Origin of the sequence: Nosocomiicoccus ampullae (genome assembly GCF_001696685.1) — a bacterium.
In the GTDB taxonomy this organism is placed as follows: Bacteria; Bacillota; Bacilli; order Staphylococcales; family Salinicoccaceae; genus Nosocomiicoccus; species Nosocomiicoccus ampullae_A.
Window position 1 is genome coordinate 13196 of sequence record NZ_MBFG01000020.1, and the last position, 14637, is coordinate 27832.

At 37.0% G+C, this 14637-nt stretch carries 18 protein-coding genes and 1 riboswitch; of the genes, 1 reads left to right on the forward strand and 17 read right to left on the reverse strand.

Annotated elements, in window-relative coordinates; translation table 11 throughout:
* Nucleotides 1-378: 378 nt before the first annotated feature.
* The 15 genes from pcp to aroD all read right to left on the reverse strand — a co-directional run bounded on the left by pcp (nucleotide 379) and on the right by aroD (nucleotide 12679).
* Nucleotides 379-975: a pyroglutamyl-peptidase I gene (gene pcp / locus BBS29_RS07375; protein WP_068130809.1), complete on the reverse strand. Its 597-nt coding sequence runs from the start codon at nucleotides 973-975 to the stop codon at nucleotides 379-381.
* A gap of 154 nt (nucleotides 976-1129) precedes the next feature.
* On the reverse strand, nucleotides 1130-1516 hold the full coding sequence (locus tag BBS29_RS07380; protein WP_068130814.1) for a hypothetical protein: 387 nt from the start codon (nucleotides 1514-1516) through the stop codon (nucleotides 1130-1132).
* A gap of 152 nt (nucleotides 1517-1668) precedes the next feature.
* Nucleotides 1669-3063, reverse strand: a complete 1395-nt coding sequence (sufB, locus tag BBS29_RS07385; RefSeq protein WP_068130858.1) for a Fe-S cluster assembly protein SufB — start codon at nucleotides 3061-3063, stop codon at nucleotides 1669-1671.
* Between the two features lie 37 nt (nucleotides 3064-3100).
* A complete protein-coding gene (sufU, locus tag BBS29_RS07390) occupies nucleotides 3101-3535 on the reverse strand; it encodes a Fe-S cluster assembly sulfur transfer protein SufU (protein WP_068130817.1) in 435 nt (144 codons plus the stop codon).
* The gene (locus BBS29_RS07395; RefSeq protein ID WP_068130819.1) at nucleotides 3525-4745 is read right to left on the reverse strand and encodes a cysteine desulfurase; all 1221 of its coding nucleotides are present in this window, start codon (nucleotides 4743-4745) and stop codon (nucleotides 3525-3527) included. The genes sufU and BBS29_RS07395 overlap by 11 nt, the downstream gene beginning before the upstream one ends.
* 21 nt (nucleotides 4746-4766) lie before the next feature.
* Entirely contained in the window at nucleotides 4767-6071 is a 1305-nt protein-coding gene (gene sufD, locus BBS29_RS07400; RefSeq protein WP_068130823.1) for a Fe-S cluster assembly protein SufD, read from the reverse strand.
* Nucleotides 6072-6088: 17 nt separating this feature from the next.
* Nucleotides 6089-6871: a Fe-S cluster assembly ATPase SufC gene (gene sufC / locus BBS29_RS07405; RefSeq protein WP_068130826.1), complete on the reverse strand. Its 783-nt coding sequence runs from the start codon at nucleotides 6869-6871 to the stop codon at nucleotides 6089-6091.
* Between the two features lie 683 nt (nucleotides 6872-7554).
* Nucleotides 7555-7917 carry a DUF4870 domain-containing protein gene (locus BBS29_RS07410; RefSeq protein ID WP_068130829.1) on the reverse strand — a complete coding sequence of 121 codons (363 nt, stop codon included), beginning with the start codon at nucleotides 7915-7917 and terminating at the stop codon, nucleotides 7555-7557.
* Between the two features lie 139 nt (nucleotides 7918-8056).
* Nucleotides 8057-8860, reverse strand: a complete 804-nt coding sequence (locus tag BBS29_RS07415) for a MetQ/NlpA family ABC transporter substrate-binding protein (protein WP_068130832.1) — start codon at nucleotides 8858-8860, stop codon at nucleotides 8057-8059.
* Nucleotides 8861-8874: 14 nt separating this feature from the next.
* The gene (locus tag BBS29_RS07420) at nucleotides 8875-9555 is read right to left on the reverse strand and encodes a methionine ABC transporter permease (protein WP_068130835.1); all 681 of its coding nucleotides are present in this window, start codon (nucleotides 9553-9555) and stop codon (nucleotides 8875-8877) included.
* Nucleotides 9552-10571 (reverse strand): methionine ABC transporter ATP-binding protein, encoded by a 1020-nt coding sequence (locus BBS29_RS07425; protein WP_068130838.1) that lies wholly within the window; start codon nucleotides 10569-10571, stop codon nucleotides 9552-9554. Before BBS29_RS07425 ends, BBS29_RS07420 begins: the two co-directional genes overlap by 4 nt.
* 98 nt (nucleotides 10572-10669) lie before the next feature.
* Nucleotides 10670-10774, reverse strand: a riboswitch (SAM riboswitch).
* Between the two features lie 25 nt (nucleotides 10775-10799).
* Nucleotides 10800-11123 (reverse strand): thioredoxin family protein, encoded by a 324-nt coding sequence (locus tag BBS29_RS07430; RefSeq protein WP_068130841.1) that lies wholly within the window; start codon nucleotides 11121-11123, stop codon nucleotides 10800-10802.
* A gap of 56 nt (nucleotides 11124-11179) precedes the next feature.
* The gene (gene gcvH, locus BBS29_RS07435; RefSeq protein ID WP_068130842.1) at nucleotides 11180-11560 is read right to left on the reverse strand and encodes a glycine cleavage system protein GcvH; all 381 of its coding nucleotides are present in this window, start codon (nucleotides 11558-11560) and stop codon (nucleotides 11180-11182) included.
* A gap of 80 nt (nucleotides 11561-11640) precedes the next feature.
* Nucleotides 11641-12000: a Spx/MgsR family RNA polymerase-binding regulatory protein gene (locus BBS29_RS07440; protein ID WP_068130845.1), complete on the reverse strand. Its 360-nt coding sequence runs from the start codon at nucleotides 11998-12000 to the stop codon at nucleotides 11641-11643.
* A complete protein-coding gene (aroD, locus tag BBS29_RS07445; RefSeq protein WP_068130848.1) occupies nucleotides 11993-12679 on the reverse strand; it encodes a type I 3-dehydroquinate dehydratase in 687 nt (228 codons plus the stop codon). Before aroD ends, BBS29_RS07440 begins: the two co-directional genes overlap by 8 nt.
* A gap of 73 nt (nucleotides 12680-12752) precedes the next feature.
* Here aroD and BBS29_RS07450 point away from each other — a divergent pair, with 73 nt between their 5' ends.
* Nucleotides 12753-13295, forward strand: a complete 543-nt coding sequence (locus tag BBS29_RS07450; RefSeq protein WP_068130851.1) for a hypothetical protein — start codon at nucleotides 12753-12755, stop codon at nucleotides 13293-13295.
* A gap of 63 nt (nucleotides 13296-13358) precedes the next feature.
* Here the strand turns inward: BBS29_RS07450 and BBS29_RS07455 are convergent, their stop codons facing one another.
* On the reverse strand, nucleotides 13359-13559 hold the full coding sequence (locus BBS29_RS07455; RefSeq protein WP_068130854.1) for a cold-shock protein: 201 nt from the start codon (nucleotides 13557-13559) through the stop codon (nucleotides 13359-13361).
* A 246-nt stretch (nucleotides 13560-13805) separates the two neighbouring features.
* A partial coding sequence (locus BBS29_RS07460) for an Abi family protein (protein WP_068130856.1) occupies nucleotides 13806-14637 on the reverse strand: 832 nt, incomplete at its 5' end.

A 14637-nucleotide genomic window follows, 5' to 3' on the forward strand; every position in this document is an offset into this window, starting at 1 on the left:
TCTAACAAAAACGGTGCAAGATTCTGCGTTTTTGTTAATTATCCTAATATATTTAACACTTTCAACGTTTTTTTTGTTAATAAAAGAAGAAAAACCTGGTTTTGAGTTTGTTTTCGCAGGCTGATTGTGTCTTTTTATCCTAAAAAAGCTTAAACACCACTTTTCAAAATTATATTTAACAAAAATTTCGGGATTCTGTTAGATATCCGGATATATTTAACAAATTTCGGGTCGTCGAGCCGGTTTTTGTTAATTATATCTTTTTATCTAACAAAAACGGTGCGAGATTCTGCGTTTTTGTTAATTATCCTAATATATTTAACACTTTCAACGTTTTTTTGTTAATAAAGATGAAAAACCGGCACGAATCCCCACCGCTTACAACGCCTCTATACAAATTCTAACCGCGCGTTTAAGGTCGTCTAGCGACATGCTTGGTAATGCGGGATTCTCGATTGCAAGTTCGTGCGATGCTGGTAGATGTATGAATCCGGCTTTAAATGAGTCATTCGCACGACTTGCTTCGTGTAGTGCGACGTACATCATGTTATTACATAAATATGTGCCTGCCGTATTAGAGATTTTTGCAGGTAAATACGATTCATTTAACGTATCTACCATTTTGCGGATCGGAAGTGTTGAAAACAATCCATCCGGACCGCCTTCGACAATCGGTTGGTCAACTGGTGCAAAACCTGAGTTGTCTTTTGCGCCGTCTTTTACGTTAATCGCAATTCGCTCTGGAGTAATTTTACTACGTCCAGCTGCGAGACCAAGCATTATAACTGCGTCAGGCTTTCGTTCATCTATTTCTTTTAATAACTCTTTTTCTGATTCGTTAAAGTCGACGGCTAACACTCTCGTTTCAATCGTGTACCCATTAATCGTTTCACTGTCTAATGCTTTTACAATTTCTTCTGTCGGGTTAATTTTATGATTTAAAAATGGAACAAACCCTGTTAATAATAATTTCATATCCTTCACCTCTACAATATGATTATCTCACATTGTAATAGAAATTTTTGGAAATTTGAAATCATTGCAACAGGGTTTGTGTTTAATTTTTATAGTTCTTTTTTACAATAAAAACGCTATCATAATATAACAAAAATAAATTTGTACGGTTATCTTAGTGTTTCAGATCACTCGTATTTTCATTTAAGTTAAGGAAAAGATTCACTCCGAAAAGAATAATTGCAAGTAAGAACATCGGTCCACCGATAAATGTGAAGATGTGTGCTGTTTTTGCATCAATTTGTACGTAAAACGTACTGAATAGGAACAGTGGAACTCCGATATGGTATAACCAGAACGTTGCTTTACCAAGTCCGTTTTTTGCTAAGTGCGGGTAAATACATAATACTGCTCCAATACCTAGTGTTGTTAACCATCCAACGACGTTAACGTGTGCGTGTCCTGCAGCCCAGTTTAATTGAATCGTGTAAGACATAAATAGTCCGACAGAAATTCCGAAAACTAAGTAAAGTACTGCAAGTTTAAGCCATGTTTGACCCATTTAAATCCCCCCTATTTCTTTTATAATTTGAGATTATCATTAATTTTGTATAGACGTCAATTTAATGTGAAAAAATCATCCTTTAGTATTAGAACACAAAATATAATAAGAAAAAAACCGCCGCACTTTCATGCGACGGTCAATGTAATATTTTATCCGATTGAACCTTCCATCTCGTAACTGATGAGGCGGTTCATTTCTACTGCGTATTCCATTGGTAATTCTTTTGTGAAAGGTTCGATGAAGCCCATGACGATCATTTCTGTCGCTTCGATTTCACCGATACCTCTACTCATAAGGTAGAATAATTGTTCTTCTGATACTTTAGATACACGCGCTTCGTGCTCTAAAGAAATGTTGTTGTTGTAGACTTCGTTGTATGGAATTGTATCTGACGTCGATTGCTTATCCATAATTAACGTGTCACACTCGATTGTAGATTTTGCGTTGTCCGCTCTACGTCCAAAGTGTACAAGTCCACGGTATGTTACTTTACCACCGTGTTGTGCGATCGATTTCGATACGATAGAAGATGAAGTATTCGGTGCTAAGTGTAACATCTTAGACCCTGCATCTTGTAGTTGTCCTTTACCTGCAAGTGCGATAGACATCGTCATACCTCTTGCGCCTTCACCTTTAAGGTAAATCGCAGGGTATTTCATCGTAATCTTAGATCCGATGTTACCGTCTACCCATTCCATCGTTGCATTTTCTTCAGCAAATGTACGTTTTGTAACTAAGTTGTACACGTTGTTTGCCCAGTTTTGAATCGTCGTGTAACGGCAGTATGCGTTAGGTTTAACGATAATTTCAACAACTGCTGCGTGCAGTGAGTTTGTTGTGTAAACTGGTGCAGTACAACCTTCAACGTAGTGTAACCATGAGCCTTCGTCACAAATAATAAGCGTACGCTCAAACTGTCCCATATTTTCTGAGTTAATACGGAAGTATGCTTGTAACGGACTATCTAATTTGACGTGAGGTGGTACGTAAATGAATGATCCACCTGACCAAACCGCTGAGTTTAATGCAGCGAACTTGTTGTCTGAAGGTGGCACAACTGTCGCGAAGTACTCTTTGAATAGTTCTTCGTTTTCTCTAAGTGCCGCGTCAGTATCTTTAAATACGACACCTTTTTCTTCAAGTTCTTTTTCCATGTTGTGGTAAACAACTTCTGATTCATACTGTGCAGAAACACCTGCTAAGTATTTTTGCTCTGCTTCAGGAATACCCAAACGGTCAAACGTACGTTTGATTTCTTCAGGTACTTCATCCCAAGAACGTTCTGAACGCTCTGAAGGTTTTACGTAATAACGAATTTCGTCGAAGTTAAGTTCTGATAAGTCTCCACCCCATGTTGGCATCGGCTTACTATAGAACTGCTCAAGTGATTTTAGACGGAAGTCTAACATCCACTCTGGCTCTTCTTTCATCTTTGAAATTTCTCTAACAATTTCTTCAGTTAACCCGCGTTCTGAACGGAAAATCGAGACGTCTTCATCGCGGAAACCATATTTATATTCACCAATATCTGGCGCTTTTCTCATTGCCATAACGATTCACTCCTAATCATATTCCGTACGGTTATTCTTCTTCTTTTACACCTTTTTCAAGTGCTTTCCAAGATAGAGTCGCACATTTAATTCTTGCAGGGAATTGGCTGACGCCGGATAATGCTTCAATGTCGCCCATATCGTCTGTGATTGTGTACTCTTCTCCGAGCATCATCTTACTAAACTCATCTGCCATTTCTAACGCACGCTCTACATTTTTACCTTTAACAGCTTCTGTCATCATCGATGCGCTTGCCATCGAAATCGAGCAACCATGTCCTTCGAAACGAACGTCGTCAATTATATTGTCTTTTACTTCTAACATGAGTCGAATTTCATCTCCACATGTTGGGTTGTTCATATCAATAGTAATCGTTCCACTATCTAATTCTCCCTTGTTACGCGGATGTTTATAGTGGTCCATAATGACTGAACGGTATAGCTGTTCTAAATTACTAAAATTCATATGAGAAAAACTCCTTCGTACGCTCTAAGCCTCGAATGAATGTGTCTATTTCATCTTTAGTATTATAAATATAGAAACTTGCACGTGCTGTTGAATTTGTGTCTAACCATTTCATTAATGGTTGTGCACAGTGATGTCCTGCACGAACAGCGATACCCTCTTGATCAAGCGCTGTTGCTAAATCGTGTGGGTGCACTCCGTCAAGATTAAATGTAATTAACCCTGCGCGTTCTTTTGGTCCATAAATGGTAATACCGTCTATTTTCTGCATTTCTTCGTAAGCATAATTTACAAGTTCTTGCTCGTAGTCGTGGATGTTATCCATACCGACTTCGAGTAAATAGTCGATTGCTGCACCGAGTCCAATTGCTTCAGCAATCATCGGTGTCCCCGCTTCAAACTTCACTGGTAAATCCGTCCATGTTGCGTCTTCTTTATACACGTAATCGATCATATCTCCACCGTATTCTACCGGCTCTAATTGATCTAGGATTTCTGCTTTACCATAAAGTACACCAACACCTGTTGGACCAAGCATTTTATGTGCACTAAACGCATAGAAATCAACGTCTAAGTCTTGGACGTCTACCGTCATATGAGGTACAGCTTGCGCACCATCTACAACGATATATGCATCGTGGTCGTGTGCGATTTTTGCGATAGATTTAATATCGTTTACTGTACCAAGTACGTTTGAAACGTGTGTAATCGCAACGATTTTTGTTTTATCTGACATGACACTTTTAACGCTTTCTAGCGTAATCGTCCCGTCAGACTCTAAAGGAATAAACACCAGTTTTGCACCTTTGCGTTTTGCAAGTTGTTGCCAAGGTACGATATTTGCGTGGTGTTCCATTTCTGTTACGACAATTTCGTCTCCCGCTTCAACAGCAAAATCACCAAGTGAACGTGCGACTAAGTTGAGTGCTGCTGTTGTCCCACGTGTATAAATGATTTCTTCAAATCGTTTTGCATTTATGAATTTACGTACTTTCATACGCGCAGATTCATATGCATCAGTCGCAAGCGAACCGAGAGTATGGACCCCTCGGTGTACGTTTGCGTTATATTTAAAGTAATAGTCATTCGTCTTATCCACGACGCTTTTTGGCGTTAAGCTTGTAGCTGACGTGTCTAAGTACGTAAGTGCATTCCCATTAACTGTTTCGTCAAGGACCTTAAAGTCTTGTCTTATTTTGTTAATGTCCAATGTGGAAGCCTCCTAGTATTATTAGTGTAAAATTTTATCTTCAATCACTTCTACGAGTAAGTTTTTAACACTTTCAATCGGTAAGCTAACAACAACTGGTGCTAAGAATCCGTGGATAACTAAGCGTTCTGCTTCTTCACGCTTAAGCCCTCTACTCATTAAGTAGAAGAGTTGTAGTTCATCCACACGACCAGCTGATGCTGCGTGTCCTGCTTCCACTTCATCTTCGTCGATTAATAGAATTGGGTTCGCGTCACCACGTGCTTTACCGTCAAGCATTAATACGCGAGATTCTTGTTGAGCGTTGGAGTTCGTCGCACCTTTTTTGATGTGACCAATCCCGTTAAATACGCTGTTTGCGTTCTCTTTCATTACACCGTGTTTTAAGATGTTTCCGTACGTATTTTTACCGTAGTGAATAACTTCTGTCGTGAAGTTTAAGATTTGTTGTCCACGACCAATTGTAACGATTTTAACTTCTGATTCTGAGTTATCACCGTTTAAGTACGTCGTGTTATCGTAAATGACGTTTGAGTCACTCATTAGACCGAGTGCCCAGTCGATTTCAGCATCACGACTTGTTACACCGCGACGTACGACATATCCTGTAAGATCTTTTGCTAAGAAGTCTACTGCACCGTAGTTAATTTTTGCGTTATCTTTTGCAAGCACTTCACTTACAACGTTTAACTGTCCATTCGCTGATTCTAAGTTCGTGACATAGTTTTCTACATAAGTTACTTCAGAACCTTCATCTGCAACGAGTAATACGTGGTTATATAACGATGCATTTTCATCATCGTGGTAAAACACGACTTGAATTGGCGCTTCAACTTTTACGTTTTTCGGTACGTAGATGAAGACCCCACCGTTTAACATCGCTTGGTGGTAAGCTGTCAGTTTGTTTTCATCGACAGCTACACCTTCAGTCATAAAGTACTTTTCAACTAAGTCTTTATGATTTTCTGATGCTGTAAATATATCTTCAACAATAACACCTTGAGACTTTAATGACTCAGATAATTCTACAAATGCTTTCGTGTTATTGTGTTGCACGTATAAGTTTTCTACATTCTCTACTTCTACAACTTCTTTTACTTTTTCAGGTAAATCAGAAATTGAATCAAACGTTGAACTTTCCGTAAATGGTTGCTCAACTGTAAAAAAGTCCCAGTTATAAATACGTGTTTTGTCTGGTTTTATCATGTCTAAACGATCGATTAAATCTAGTGCTTCTTTTCTTTTATTTGTAAAGAACTCTGTCACACCATTTTGTTCTGCGTCGTTTAAGACTTTTTCTTTATCTAAAACGAATTCGTTAGCCATTACAGTTCCTCCTGATATTATTCTACTGCGTCTACTGTTTCGTCTTCAATTCCGAGTTCTTGTTTAATCCACTCGTAACCTTCGTTCTCAAGACGTTCTGCAAGTTCTTTTCCGCCTGATTTTACTACTCTACCTTGCATCATTACGTGTACGAAGTCAGGTTCGATGTAGTTTAATAAGCGTTGATAGTGCGTGATAATTAATGAACCGAAGCTAGGTCCACGCAGTTCGTTAATACCTTTAGAAACAACTTGTAACGCGTCGATATCTAGACCAGAGTCAATCTCGTCTAAGATTGCGAATTTAGGTTCTAACATCATGAGTTGTAAAATCTCGTTACGTTTTTTCTCCCCACCAGAGAACCCTTCGTTTAAGTAACGCGTTGCCATATCTGGATCCATTTCTAAGAAATCCATGTTTTTATCTAGTTTTTTAATAAATTGCATTAAGTTAATCTCGTCGCCCTCTTCACGGCTTGAGTTAATAGCTGAACGTAAGAAATCTGAGTTTGTTACACCCGAAATTTCTGACGGATACTGCATCGCTAGGAATAAACCAGCGTGCGCACGCTCGTCAACTTCCATTTCCAGTACGTTTTCACCATCAAGTAAAACTTCACCTTGCGTTACATCGTATGCAGGGTGTCCCATAATCGCTTGAGCGAGTGTAGATTTACCCGTACCGTTAGGTCCCATTACAGCGTGAATCTCACCTTGTTTAAGTGTAAGATTTAAACCTTTAAGTATTTTCTTGCCATCAATTTCGACATGTAAGTCTTTAATTTCTAAAACAGAAGTCATCCGATAATCCTCCAATTAGATAGAATTTATTTTCCATATAATAGTTTATAATAGTTCTAAACTATAGTCAAAGTTTCCCATGACCATAATGACTTTAGTATAACGTAAAACAACGGATATTTGTAGTGTTATACATTGTGATAATCGAATTTTAGAATTGAGAATAAAAATCAGGTAAATGATGAAGAACTGGTAGGTAACTTGGTGATTTTCGTTGGAGTTTTGATGTGTTTTTATTTCTGAAGAGTCTTAGTTTTTTCTCGGAATTATAATAATCAAATTTCAGGTCGCTGAGACGTTTTTTGTTAATTAAGATGAAGAACCTCGTGGTAATTTGAATTTCGGTAGGTTTAAAGTGTCGTTTTATCCCAAGGGAGTAATAAAGCTGCTTCTCAAAATTATATCTAACAAAAATTTCGCGATTTTGTTAGATATCTCGATATAATTAACAAATTTCAAGACGCCACCTCGGTTTTTGTTAATTATATTTTTTTATCTAACAAAAACAGCACTGAATCCCAAGTTTTTGTTAATTATCCGGATATATTTAACACATTCAACAATTTTTTGTTAATTAAGATGAAAAACAGGCGAAAGATCAATTATCGTATACGGTAGACACCGACACAGCTCACTCACCCTCCACACGAAAAAACACACGTGCTTAGGCACATGCGTTTTCCTTATTTAATGAATCGAATTGTTAGTGGTGGAAGATATCTTTCACCGTTTGATGATTTAATCGCTCCAATAATCGTGAATACTACAACCATGACTAATATAATAGGTGTCGTAATAAAGCCGATGAGAACTACAGTTAATATCGAAGAAACAAATAAATAGATTGAATACGAAATCGAGAAGTTTAGTACGTCAGCTAGTGCAGCACCCGTTTCTGGATCGTCGTCTTTCTTAACTGCCCATATAATTAACGGCGCAATGAATGCTGATACAAATAATGATAAGTACGATAGCATGACGATTTGTCCGTCAAACACAGGGCGTGTTTCATATGTGTATTCTGAATTACGTTCAAATTCATCCATTTAGATTACCTCCAGTAAATTCTTGATATGTAAATATACCCAGCTATCGAACAAATATAAACTTACTCTTTAATAAAAATATAAAAAATTCGTCTCTCCACACAAAAAAACACGACTTAAAAAGCCGTGTCTCTTCTCATTATTCCGCTGGAATGACTGCACCGTCATAATTTCCGTCGATGAATTTTTTGATTTCTTCACTTTGTAATACTTCTACAAGTGTTTTTAAGTTTTCGTTATCTTTGTCTGCGCTTCTTACAATTACAACGTTTACGTAGTCTGAGTCAGCCGCTTCAAGTTCGATTGCATCTTCTTTTGGTGATAATCCTGAGTCAATCGCGTAGTTTGCGTTGATAAAGAACACATCACCTTCGTTATTTTCGTATGCTTTGACCATGATTTCTGGTGCTGTTTTGTTGTCGAATACGAAGTTATGTGGGTTGTCTTCGATATCGTCGATTGTTGCTTCGATTGGGTCAACACCGTCTTTTAATGTAATTAAACCGTGGTCGACGAAGAATTTAAGGATACGTCCTTCATCTGGCACGTTGTTTGAAAGCATAATTTTTGCTCCGTCTGGTAATTCTTCTAATGATTTATAATCGTTAGAATATACACCGATAGGCTCTAAGTGAACGGCTCCGATGTTTTCAAAGTCGAATCCTTCTTTTAATAAGTTGTTAAAGTATGGAATGTGTGCGAAGAATGTTGCATCTGCATCTTCACTGTCTAACATTTGGTTTGGTGTGTTGTAGTCGTTCACGACTTTAATGTCGAGATCGATTCCTTTTTCTTCTAATAATGGTTTTGCTTCTTCTAAAATTTCAGCGTGTGGTACTGGTGTCGCAACGACTGTTAATTTTTCGTTTGCTTCTTTTCCGCCACCACATGCAGCGAGTACTACTGTTAGTAATAATGTAAATGCAAATAATATTCTTTTCATAAATAAGTCTCCTCTTATCTTTTGTCGACTGCTTTTGATACAGTGTCTCCTATAATTTGAATGATAAAAACGATAATTAAAACAACGATTGTCGCAACGAGTGTCACGTCTGGTTGATTTCTCGTAAATCCGACCATGTATGCTAGACTTCCGAGACCTCCTGCTCCAATAACACCAGCCACTGCAGTTGAACCGACGAGCATAATCGCCGTTACTGTAATCCCTGAAATGAGTGCTGGAAGTGATTCAGGGAGTAACACTTTCCAAATAATTTCAGTTTGCGTTGCACCCATCGACTCAGCAGCTTCAATAACGCCTTTGTCGACTTCTTTTAACGCGATCTCAACGAGTCTCGCATAAAACGGAGACGAGCCAATTATTAACGCGGGCATCGCTCCCCATACTCCCATCATCGTTCCCATAATTGCTTTTGTGAACGGTATGAGTAATATGATTAAAATGATAAACGGAATGGCACGAAATAGGTTAACGACAAATGATGTCGCACCGTACACTGGTTTAGAGGCAATCGCCTTACCTTTTGATGATTGAAATAAAATGACACCGAGTATAATTCCTATGACGAATGAAAATAGCGTCGCAATTCCTGTCATTGTCAGCGTTTCTATCGTCGCTTCGATTAGTGCATCGATTTTGACGTGTTCAAATCGGAACATTTCTTTTATATCGTTCATTTGATGACCTCCACTGACACATTTTCACGTTCAAACTGCTCAATAATTTTAGTTAACGTCTCACCTTGAACTTCAGTCGCAACGTATAGATGACCGTATGATTCGTCGTTTGTTTGTTTAATATTTCCTGATAAGACGTTCATGTCTAAATCATACGTTTTAATCACTTGAGAGACGATTGGGCGGTTTGCTTTCGTACCGACAAATCCGAGTTTTAATACTGTCGAATTTGGGAAACTTTCTTTAATTGCTTTAATTTGAACGTCGACGTCTTCATCGTCTAAATCATCTTGTACAAATCGTTTTGTAACTGATGATTTTGGATTTTGGAACAATTCGATAATCGGTGCAACTTCGATGACTTTACCATTTTCCATGACGGCTGCACGGTCGCAAATTTTACGAATCACTTGCATCTCGTGTGTGATCATGACGATTGTTAACCCTAGCTCTTCGCGAATTTTTAAGAGTAAATCGAGTATTTCATCTGTCGTTTGTGGGTCTAAAGCACTCGTCGCTTCGTCACATAATAACACTTCCGGATGATTGCTAAGTGCTCTTGCGATACCGACACGCTGTTTTTGACCGCCGGATAATTCACTTGGATAGTTATGTTCTCTACCTTCTAAACCGACAAGATGAATTAACTCCGTCACACGAGCGTCCATTTCACTCTTTGATACACCTGCGATTTCAAGGGGGAGGCGAATGTTTTCATAGACTGTGCGGGACCATAACAAGTTAAAATGTTGGAAAATCATCGACACTTTTTGGCGCTTTTTACGTAATGCTTTTTTTGAAAGGGTGTTTATCGTGTCTCCACCGATTACAACGTCTCCACTTGAAAGTGTTTCTAAGCCGTTGAGCATTCGGATTAGCGTTGACTTCCCAGCTCCGGAGTATCCGATAATACCAAAAATTTCTCCTTTTTCGATATGTAACGACACATCATCTACCGCATGGATGGTTTTCTTTTTCCCTTTAAAAACTTTAGTGACATTTTTAATATCAATCATCGCTTTGCCTCCAGTTATATCCGCTTAATAATTCTTTTTCACATGAAGAAAATAAAAAATGCTTACTCAAAAATGAGTAAGCATAAATAACGTTCGCTTTCTCATCTTCGAATGATCTTGTCATTCAGTGAATTAGCACCTTGTCTATTTAGACGGTTGCCGTGGCTTCCTTGGGCACTTCCCTCCACCACTCTGGATAAGAATTATTAAGTTTGATTTATTGTAGCACTACGAATTTTCGTTGTCAACGTACTTTTTAAATATTTCGACAATTTTAGTCACCGACTCAAACGCGTACACTTCTTCTTGTAGTTTACCGTCTTTAAAGATTAACAGCGCCGGAACGCTGTGAATTTTATATTGCTGAATAAAAGCCTCATAATAGTTTAAATCGATCTTTGTGACGTTTACGTCTATGACTTTTGTTGCGATATTTAAAAAAGACTCTGCGAGTTTACACGTCGCACACATCGGCGTATACCCGTAGATCACTTCAACGCCGCTTCGTTTTATGATAGATGTTAGTTCTTCTTCTCTAATTTTTTGTTTCATTTTTTAAATCCTTTGAAAGAAAAAACTCTAGACATCGTCTAGAGTTCTTACATAAATTATTGTCCTGTCATTTCGTCGTAAGCTGCTGCATCCATTAACTCATCAAGTTCTGATGCATCTCTAAGCTTAACTTTTAACATCCAAGCTTCTTCGTATGGTGATTCGTTTACTAACTCAGGGCTGTCTTCGAGCTCTTCGTTTACTTCAAGTACTTCACCAGAAACTGGCGCATATAATTCAGATACTGTTTTTACAGATTCTACTGAACCGAAGTCGTCACCTTTTGCGATTTCGTCTCCTTCTTCAGGAAGCTCAACGAAAACGATGTCTCCTAATTCTGACTGTGCGAACTCAGTAATACCAATAGTTACTGTATCTCTGTCAACTTTTACCCACTCATGATCTTCTGAATACTTTAAGTTGTTTGGTGTTGCCAAAACAAAAACCCCCTAGTAATGAATAATTAATAATTGTATTATCTCACATAACTAACATATAGACAAATTAAATCAGAATGTTAATCATTTAAAACTGCGTCATATTGTTCTTCCTTAAATCCTAAAACGACAGCACTCTCTGTAACGAGCATCGGACGCTTGATAAGCATGCCATCACTCGACAGTAATTCAATTTTTTCATCGAATGACATCGTATCTAACTTTTCTTTTAAGCCGAGATCTTTAAATACTTTACCTCGCGTATTAAAAAAGTCATCGATTTCGTAATTATCTGCTTTACTAACGATGTCTTTTAACTCGTATTCTGACGGTGGTTCTTCTACCATATCAATGACTTCTAAATTGATTCCTTTATCTTCTAAATACTTTTTACCTTTACGACATGTTGTACATTTCTTGTACTCGTAATATTTATTCATTATGCTGATATACCTCTCTTAGCATTTTTATTTCCACTTGGCCGGGTGCTTGTGGCGTCTTTAAACATCCGTAAGTGAACGCTGAATTGTACGGTGCTTTTGCGACGCGTGTTATTTTACCCCTTTCCCCCATCGCGATGATAATAATCATATTTCCGTACTTTTCTTTATTTTGTTTTAACAATTCAAAGAGTAATTCGACATCTTCATTATTTGTTGGCATATACGCGACTTTACAATAGTCCGCAAATGATTCATACATTCCATCGATAATCGACTGTATTGTTTTTTTATTTGGCGTTTTTAGAAAATCATGATGACTAAACAGTACATCGATACCACGAGATTTGACGTGTGAAATAAACGCAGCCTCTCTATAACTATTGTACTGAATGTCGAGAATATCTAACGGGGCATGCGCTGAAATGTACTTAATATGTGACACGTAATCATCGTCACTACCATATCCACCTTCACTTTCCGTACGATATGTATACAAAATACGTTTATTTAATTCTCTTAACCCATAAAGTGCATCGATGATTTCTTCATCGTCCTCAAAATAATCGCCGCGAAATTCTAAAATGTCGAAATCATCTCGTGCGTGATGTAAGTCCTTTAACTCTTGTTGAAGTTCCGTCAAATTACGACTGCTTAACGTGACGACAATTTCCGTCATACTACCACTCTCATTTGTTTCTCATTTAAAAGAATGATACCATATTTTTAAACATTTAACGATAGGAGACGCTATGAAAAAATTACTGTTAAGCACTGTTCTAATCGTATTTATTGCAGGTTGTAGTACAGATAACGAAGCTGACGTCAGAGAAGAACCAAGCGACAATACGACAGAAAAAACTGAAGTGAAAGAAGTTAAAGTATCGCCTGAAAAGAAAATCGAAAATGATACGCGTAACGATATCGGAGAAATCGTTACGATCGACGGTATTGACTTCACTGTGAAATCAAGTCAATTAACAGATGAAAGAATCGAAGATCATTTTGAATCGTTTGAATATGTATTAGAACTTGAAGTGTATTATAAAAACAACACCGACAAAAACTTTCCAGCAGGTCGAGATGTCTCAGTACAAGTGAATGACAAAGAAGCGACGTACTATGATTTAGACAGCTCAATTTTACGAGAAATCGCACCTGGTGAGGAAATTACTGGAAAAGTGTATTACGCGTTTAACGGAACGCCAGAAGTCGTTACCGCAAAATTTGCACCACTATTAAATACTGCAGGAGATTTCGAAGAGTTTAACGCATACCCTGAATTAGATTTATAAACAAAAAAGTCAGCAATCCAAAGATTGCTGACTTTTATTATATATTACTATATAAATTTTAAATTATTGAACAGCAACGTTTGTTGCTTGTGGTCCACGATCGCCTTCAACGATTTCGAACTCAACGTTTTGTCCTTCTTCTAAAGTTTTGTAACCTTCACCAACAATACCTGAGAAGTGTACGAATACGTCGTCTCCGTCTTCTCTCTCGATGAATCCAAAACCTTTTTCTGCGTTAAACCATTTAACTGTACCGTTATTCATAATAGAATACCCCCGTAATAAAAATAATATGTGTAAAACATTCAAACTTCTACGAGTGAATCTATTAAATAACACTACATCTCATTTGAATAATTATTACCATATCCTAACTATACAGAACATCTGTACGAATGTAAAGAAGTATTTTGGGGATGGTATTGAGTATAAAAACTCAGCTCTACATCTTTCGATGCAGAGCCTACAAACTTATAGTTTATTTCCTTATTTATAATATTAGATTATTTACTAATAATTTTCAAGCACTTTCTCAAAGAATCTATATACTGAGGTAAACCGTTCATCGTATATTGAACGATTCCTTCTTGCTCTATTCATAAATTGCACAAACTCTTCTATTCTATGTTCTTTCATCTTCTCGCTTAAAACAACTTTTTTATATACATAGAACATCGCTAATAAATCATGCATGTTAAAATTTCTCAGTCTCTTATTTAACTGTCTATCATTAAGTCCTAAACTCTTACCAAAGTTAGTGATTATTACACTTTTATTATTACCACTAATTTGATTGTTTATAACTATATTATTTAATATTGGAGTATTATGTGCGGCTTTATTTCTGATATTTTTTACAAACCTCACCGTTTTACTTAAATCTTTGTATTCAGGGAAATCATATTTATTATATAAAAATTCAACAAACCAGCACAAATCCCCAAACTGTAAATGTTCAATTAAGAACCATATCGGAGGTTGGCTTTTATATTTTTCAAAATCCGAATTTCTAAAATGATCATACTTTAAATATCCTAGCATTTTTTCGTATGGATTATCCAATTCTCTATAAGCAAAAAATTCCTGTACTACATTATAACCATCCTCATCTCGATTATTCGTGATAGTACGAATTATGTTTAACTTTATGAAATGTTCAATATCTAAACAAAATTTTATAATTATATATCTCAACTGCATATCCAAACTCGCGAGATCAACTAAGTTTTTAAAGTCAACTTTCTGGTATCTTTCTATTAATTCATTTTGATATCTAACTGTTTGTTTCGGATAATTATCTACATAACTATTAAGTTTAAAGTAATAATTCTTATATTCTAAT

Excerpts from the sequence above, each read along its gene's own strand:
- pcp (WP_068130809.1), bottom strand. The coding sequence starts at position 975 with ATGAAATTATTATTAACAGGGTTTGTTCCATTTTTAAATCATAAAATT.
- BBS29_RS07380 (WP_068130814.1), bottom strand. The coding sequence starts at position 1,516 with ATGGGTCAAACATGGCTTAAACTTGCAGTACTTTACTTAGTTTTCGGA.
- sufB (WP_068130858.1), bottom strand. The coding sequence starts at position 3,063 with ATGAGAAAAGCGCCAGATATTGGTGAATATAAATATGGTTTCCGCGAT.
- sufU (WP_068130817.1), bottom strand. The coding sequence starts at position 3,535 with ATGAATTTTAGTAATTTAGAACAGCTATACCGTTCAGTCATTATGGAC.
- sufD (WP_068130823.1), bottom strand. The coding sequence starts at position 6,071 with ATGGCTAACGAATTCGTTTTAGATAAAGAAAAAGTCTTAAACGACGCA.
- sufC (WP_068130826.1), bottom strand. The coding sequence starts at position 6,871 with ATGACTTCTGTTTTAGAAATTAAAGACTTACATGTCGAAATTGATGGC.
- BBS29_RS07410 (WP_068130829.1), bottom strand. The coding sequence starts at position 7,917 with ATGGATGAATTTGAACGTAATTCAGAATACACATATGAAACACGCCCT.
- BBS29_RS07415 (WP_068130832.1), bottom strand. The coding sequence starts at position 8,860 with ATGAAAAGAATATTATTTGCATTTACATTATTACTAACAGTAGTACTC.
- BBS29_RS07420 (WP_068130835.1), bottom strand. The coding sequence starts at position 9,555 with ATGAACGATATAAAAGAAATGTTCCGATTTGAACACGTCAAAATCGAT.
- BBS29_RS07425 (WP_068130838.1), bottom strand. The coding sequence starts at position 10,571 with ATGATTGATATTAAAAATGTCACTAAAGTTTTTAAAGGGAAAAAGAAA.
- BBS29_RS07430 (WP_068130841.1), bottom strand. The coding sequence starts at position 11,123 with ATGAAACAAAAAATTAGAGAAGAAGAACTAACATCTATCATAAAACGA.
- BBS29_RS07440 (WP_068130845.1), bottom strand. The coding sequence starts at position 12,000 with ATGAATAAATATTACGAGTACAAGAAATGTACAACATGTCGTAAAGGT.
- aroD (WP_068130848.1), bottom strand. The coding sequence starts at position 12,679 with ATGACGGAAATTGTCGTCACGTTAAGCAGTCGTAATTTGACGGAACTT.
- BBS29_RS07450 (WP_068130851.1), top strand. The coding sequence starts at position 12,753 with ATGAAAAAATTACTGTTAAGCACTGTTCTAATCGTATTTATTGCAGGT.
- BBS29_RS07455 (WP_068130854.1), bottom strand. The coding sequence starts at position 13,559 with ATGAATAACGGTACAGTTAAATGGTTTAACGCAGAAAAAGGTTTTGGA.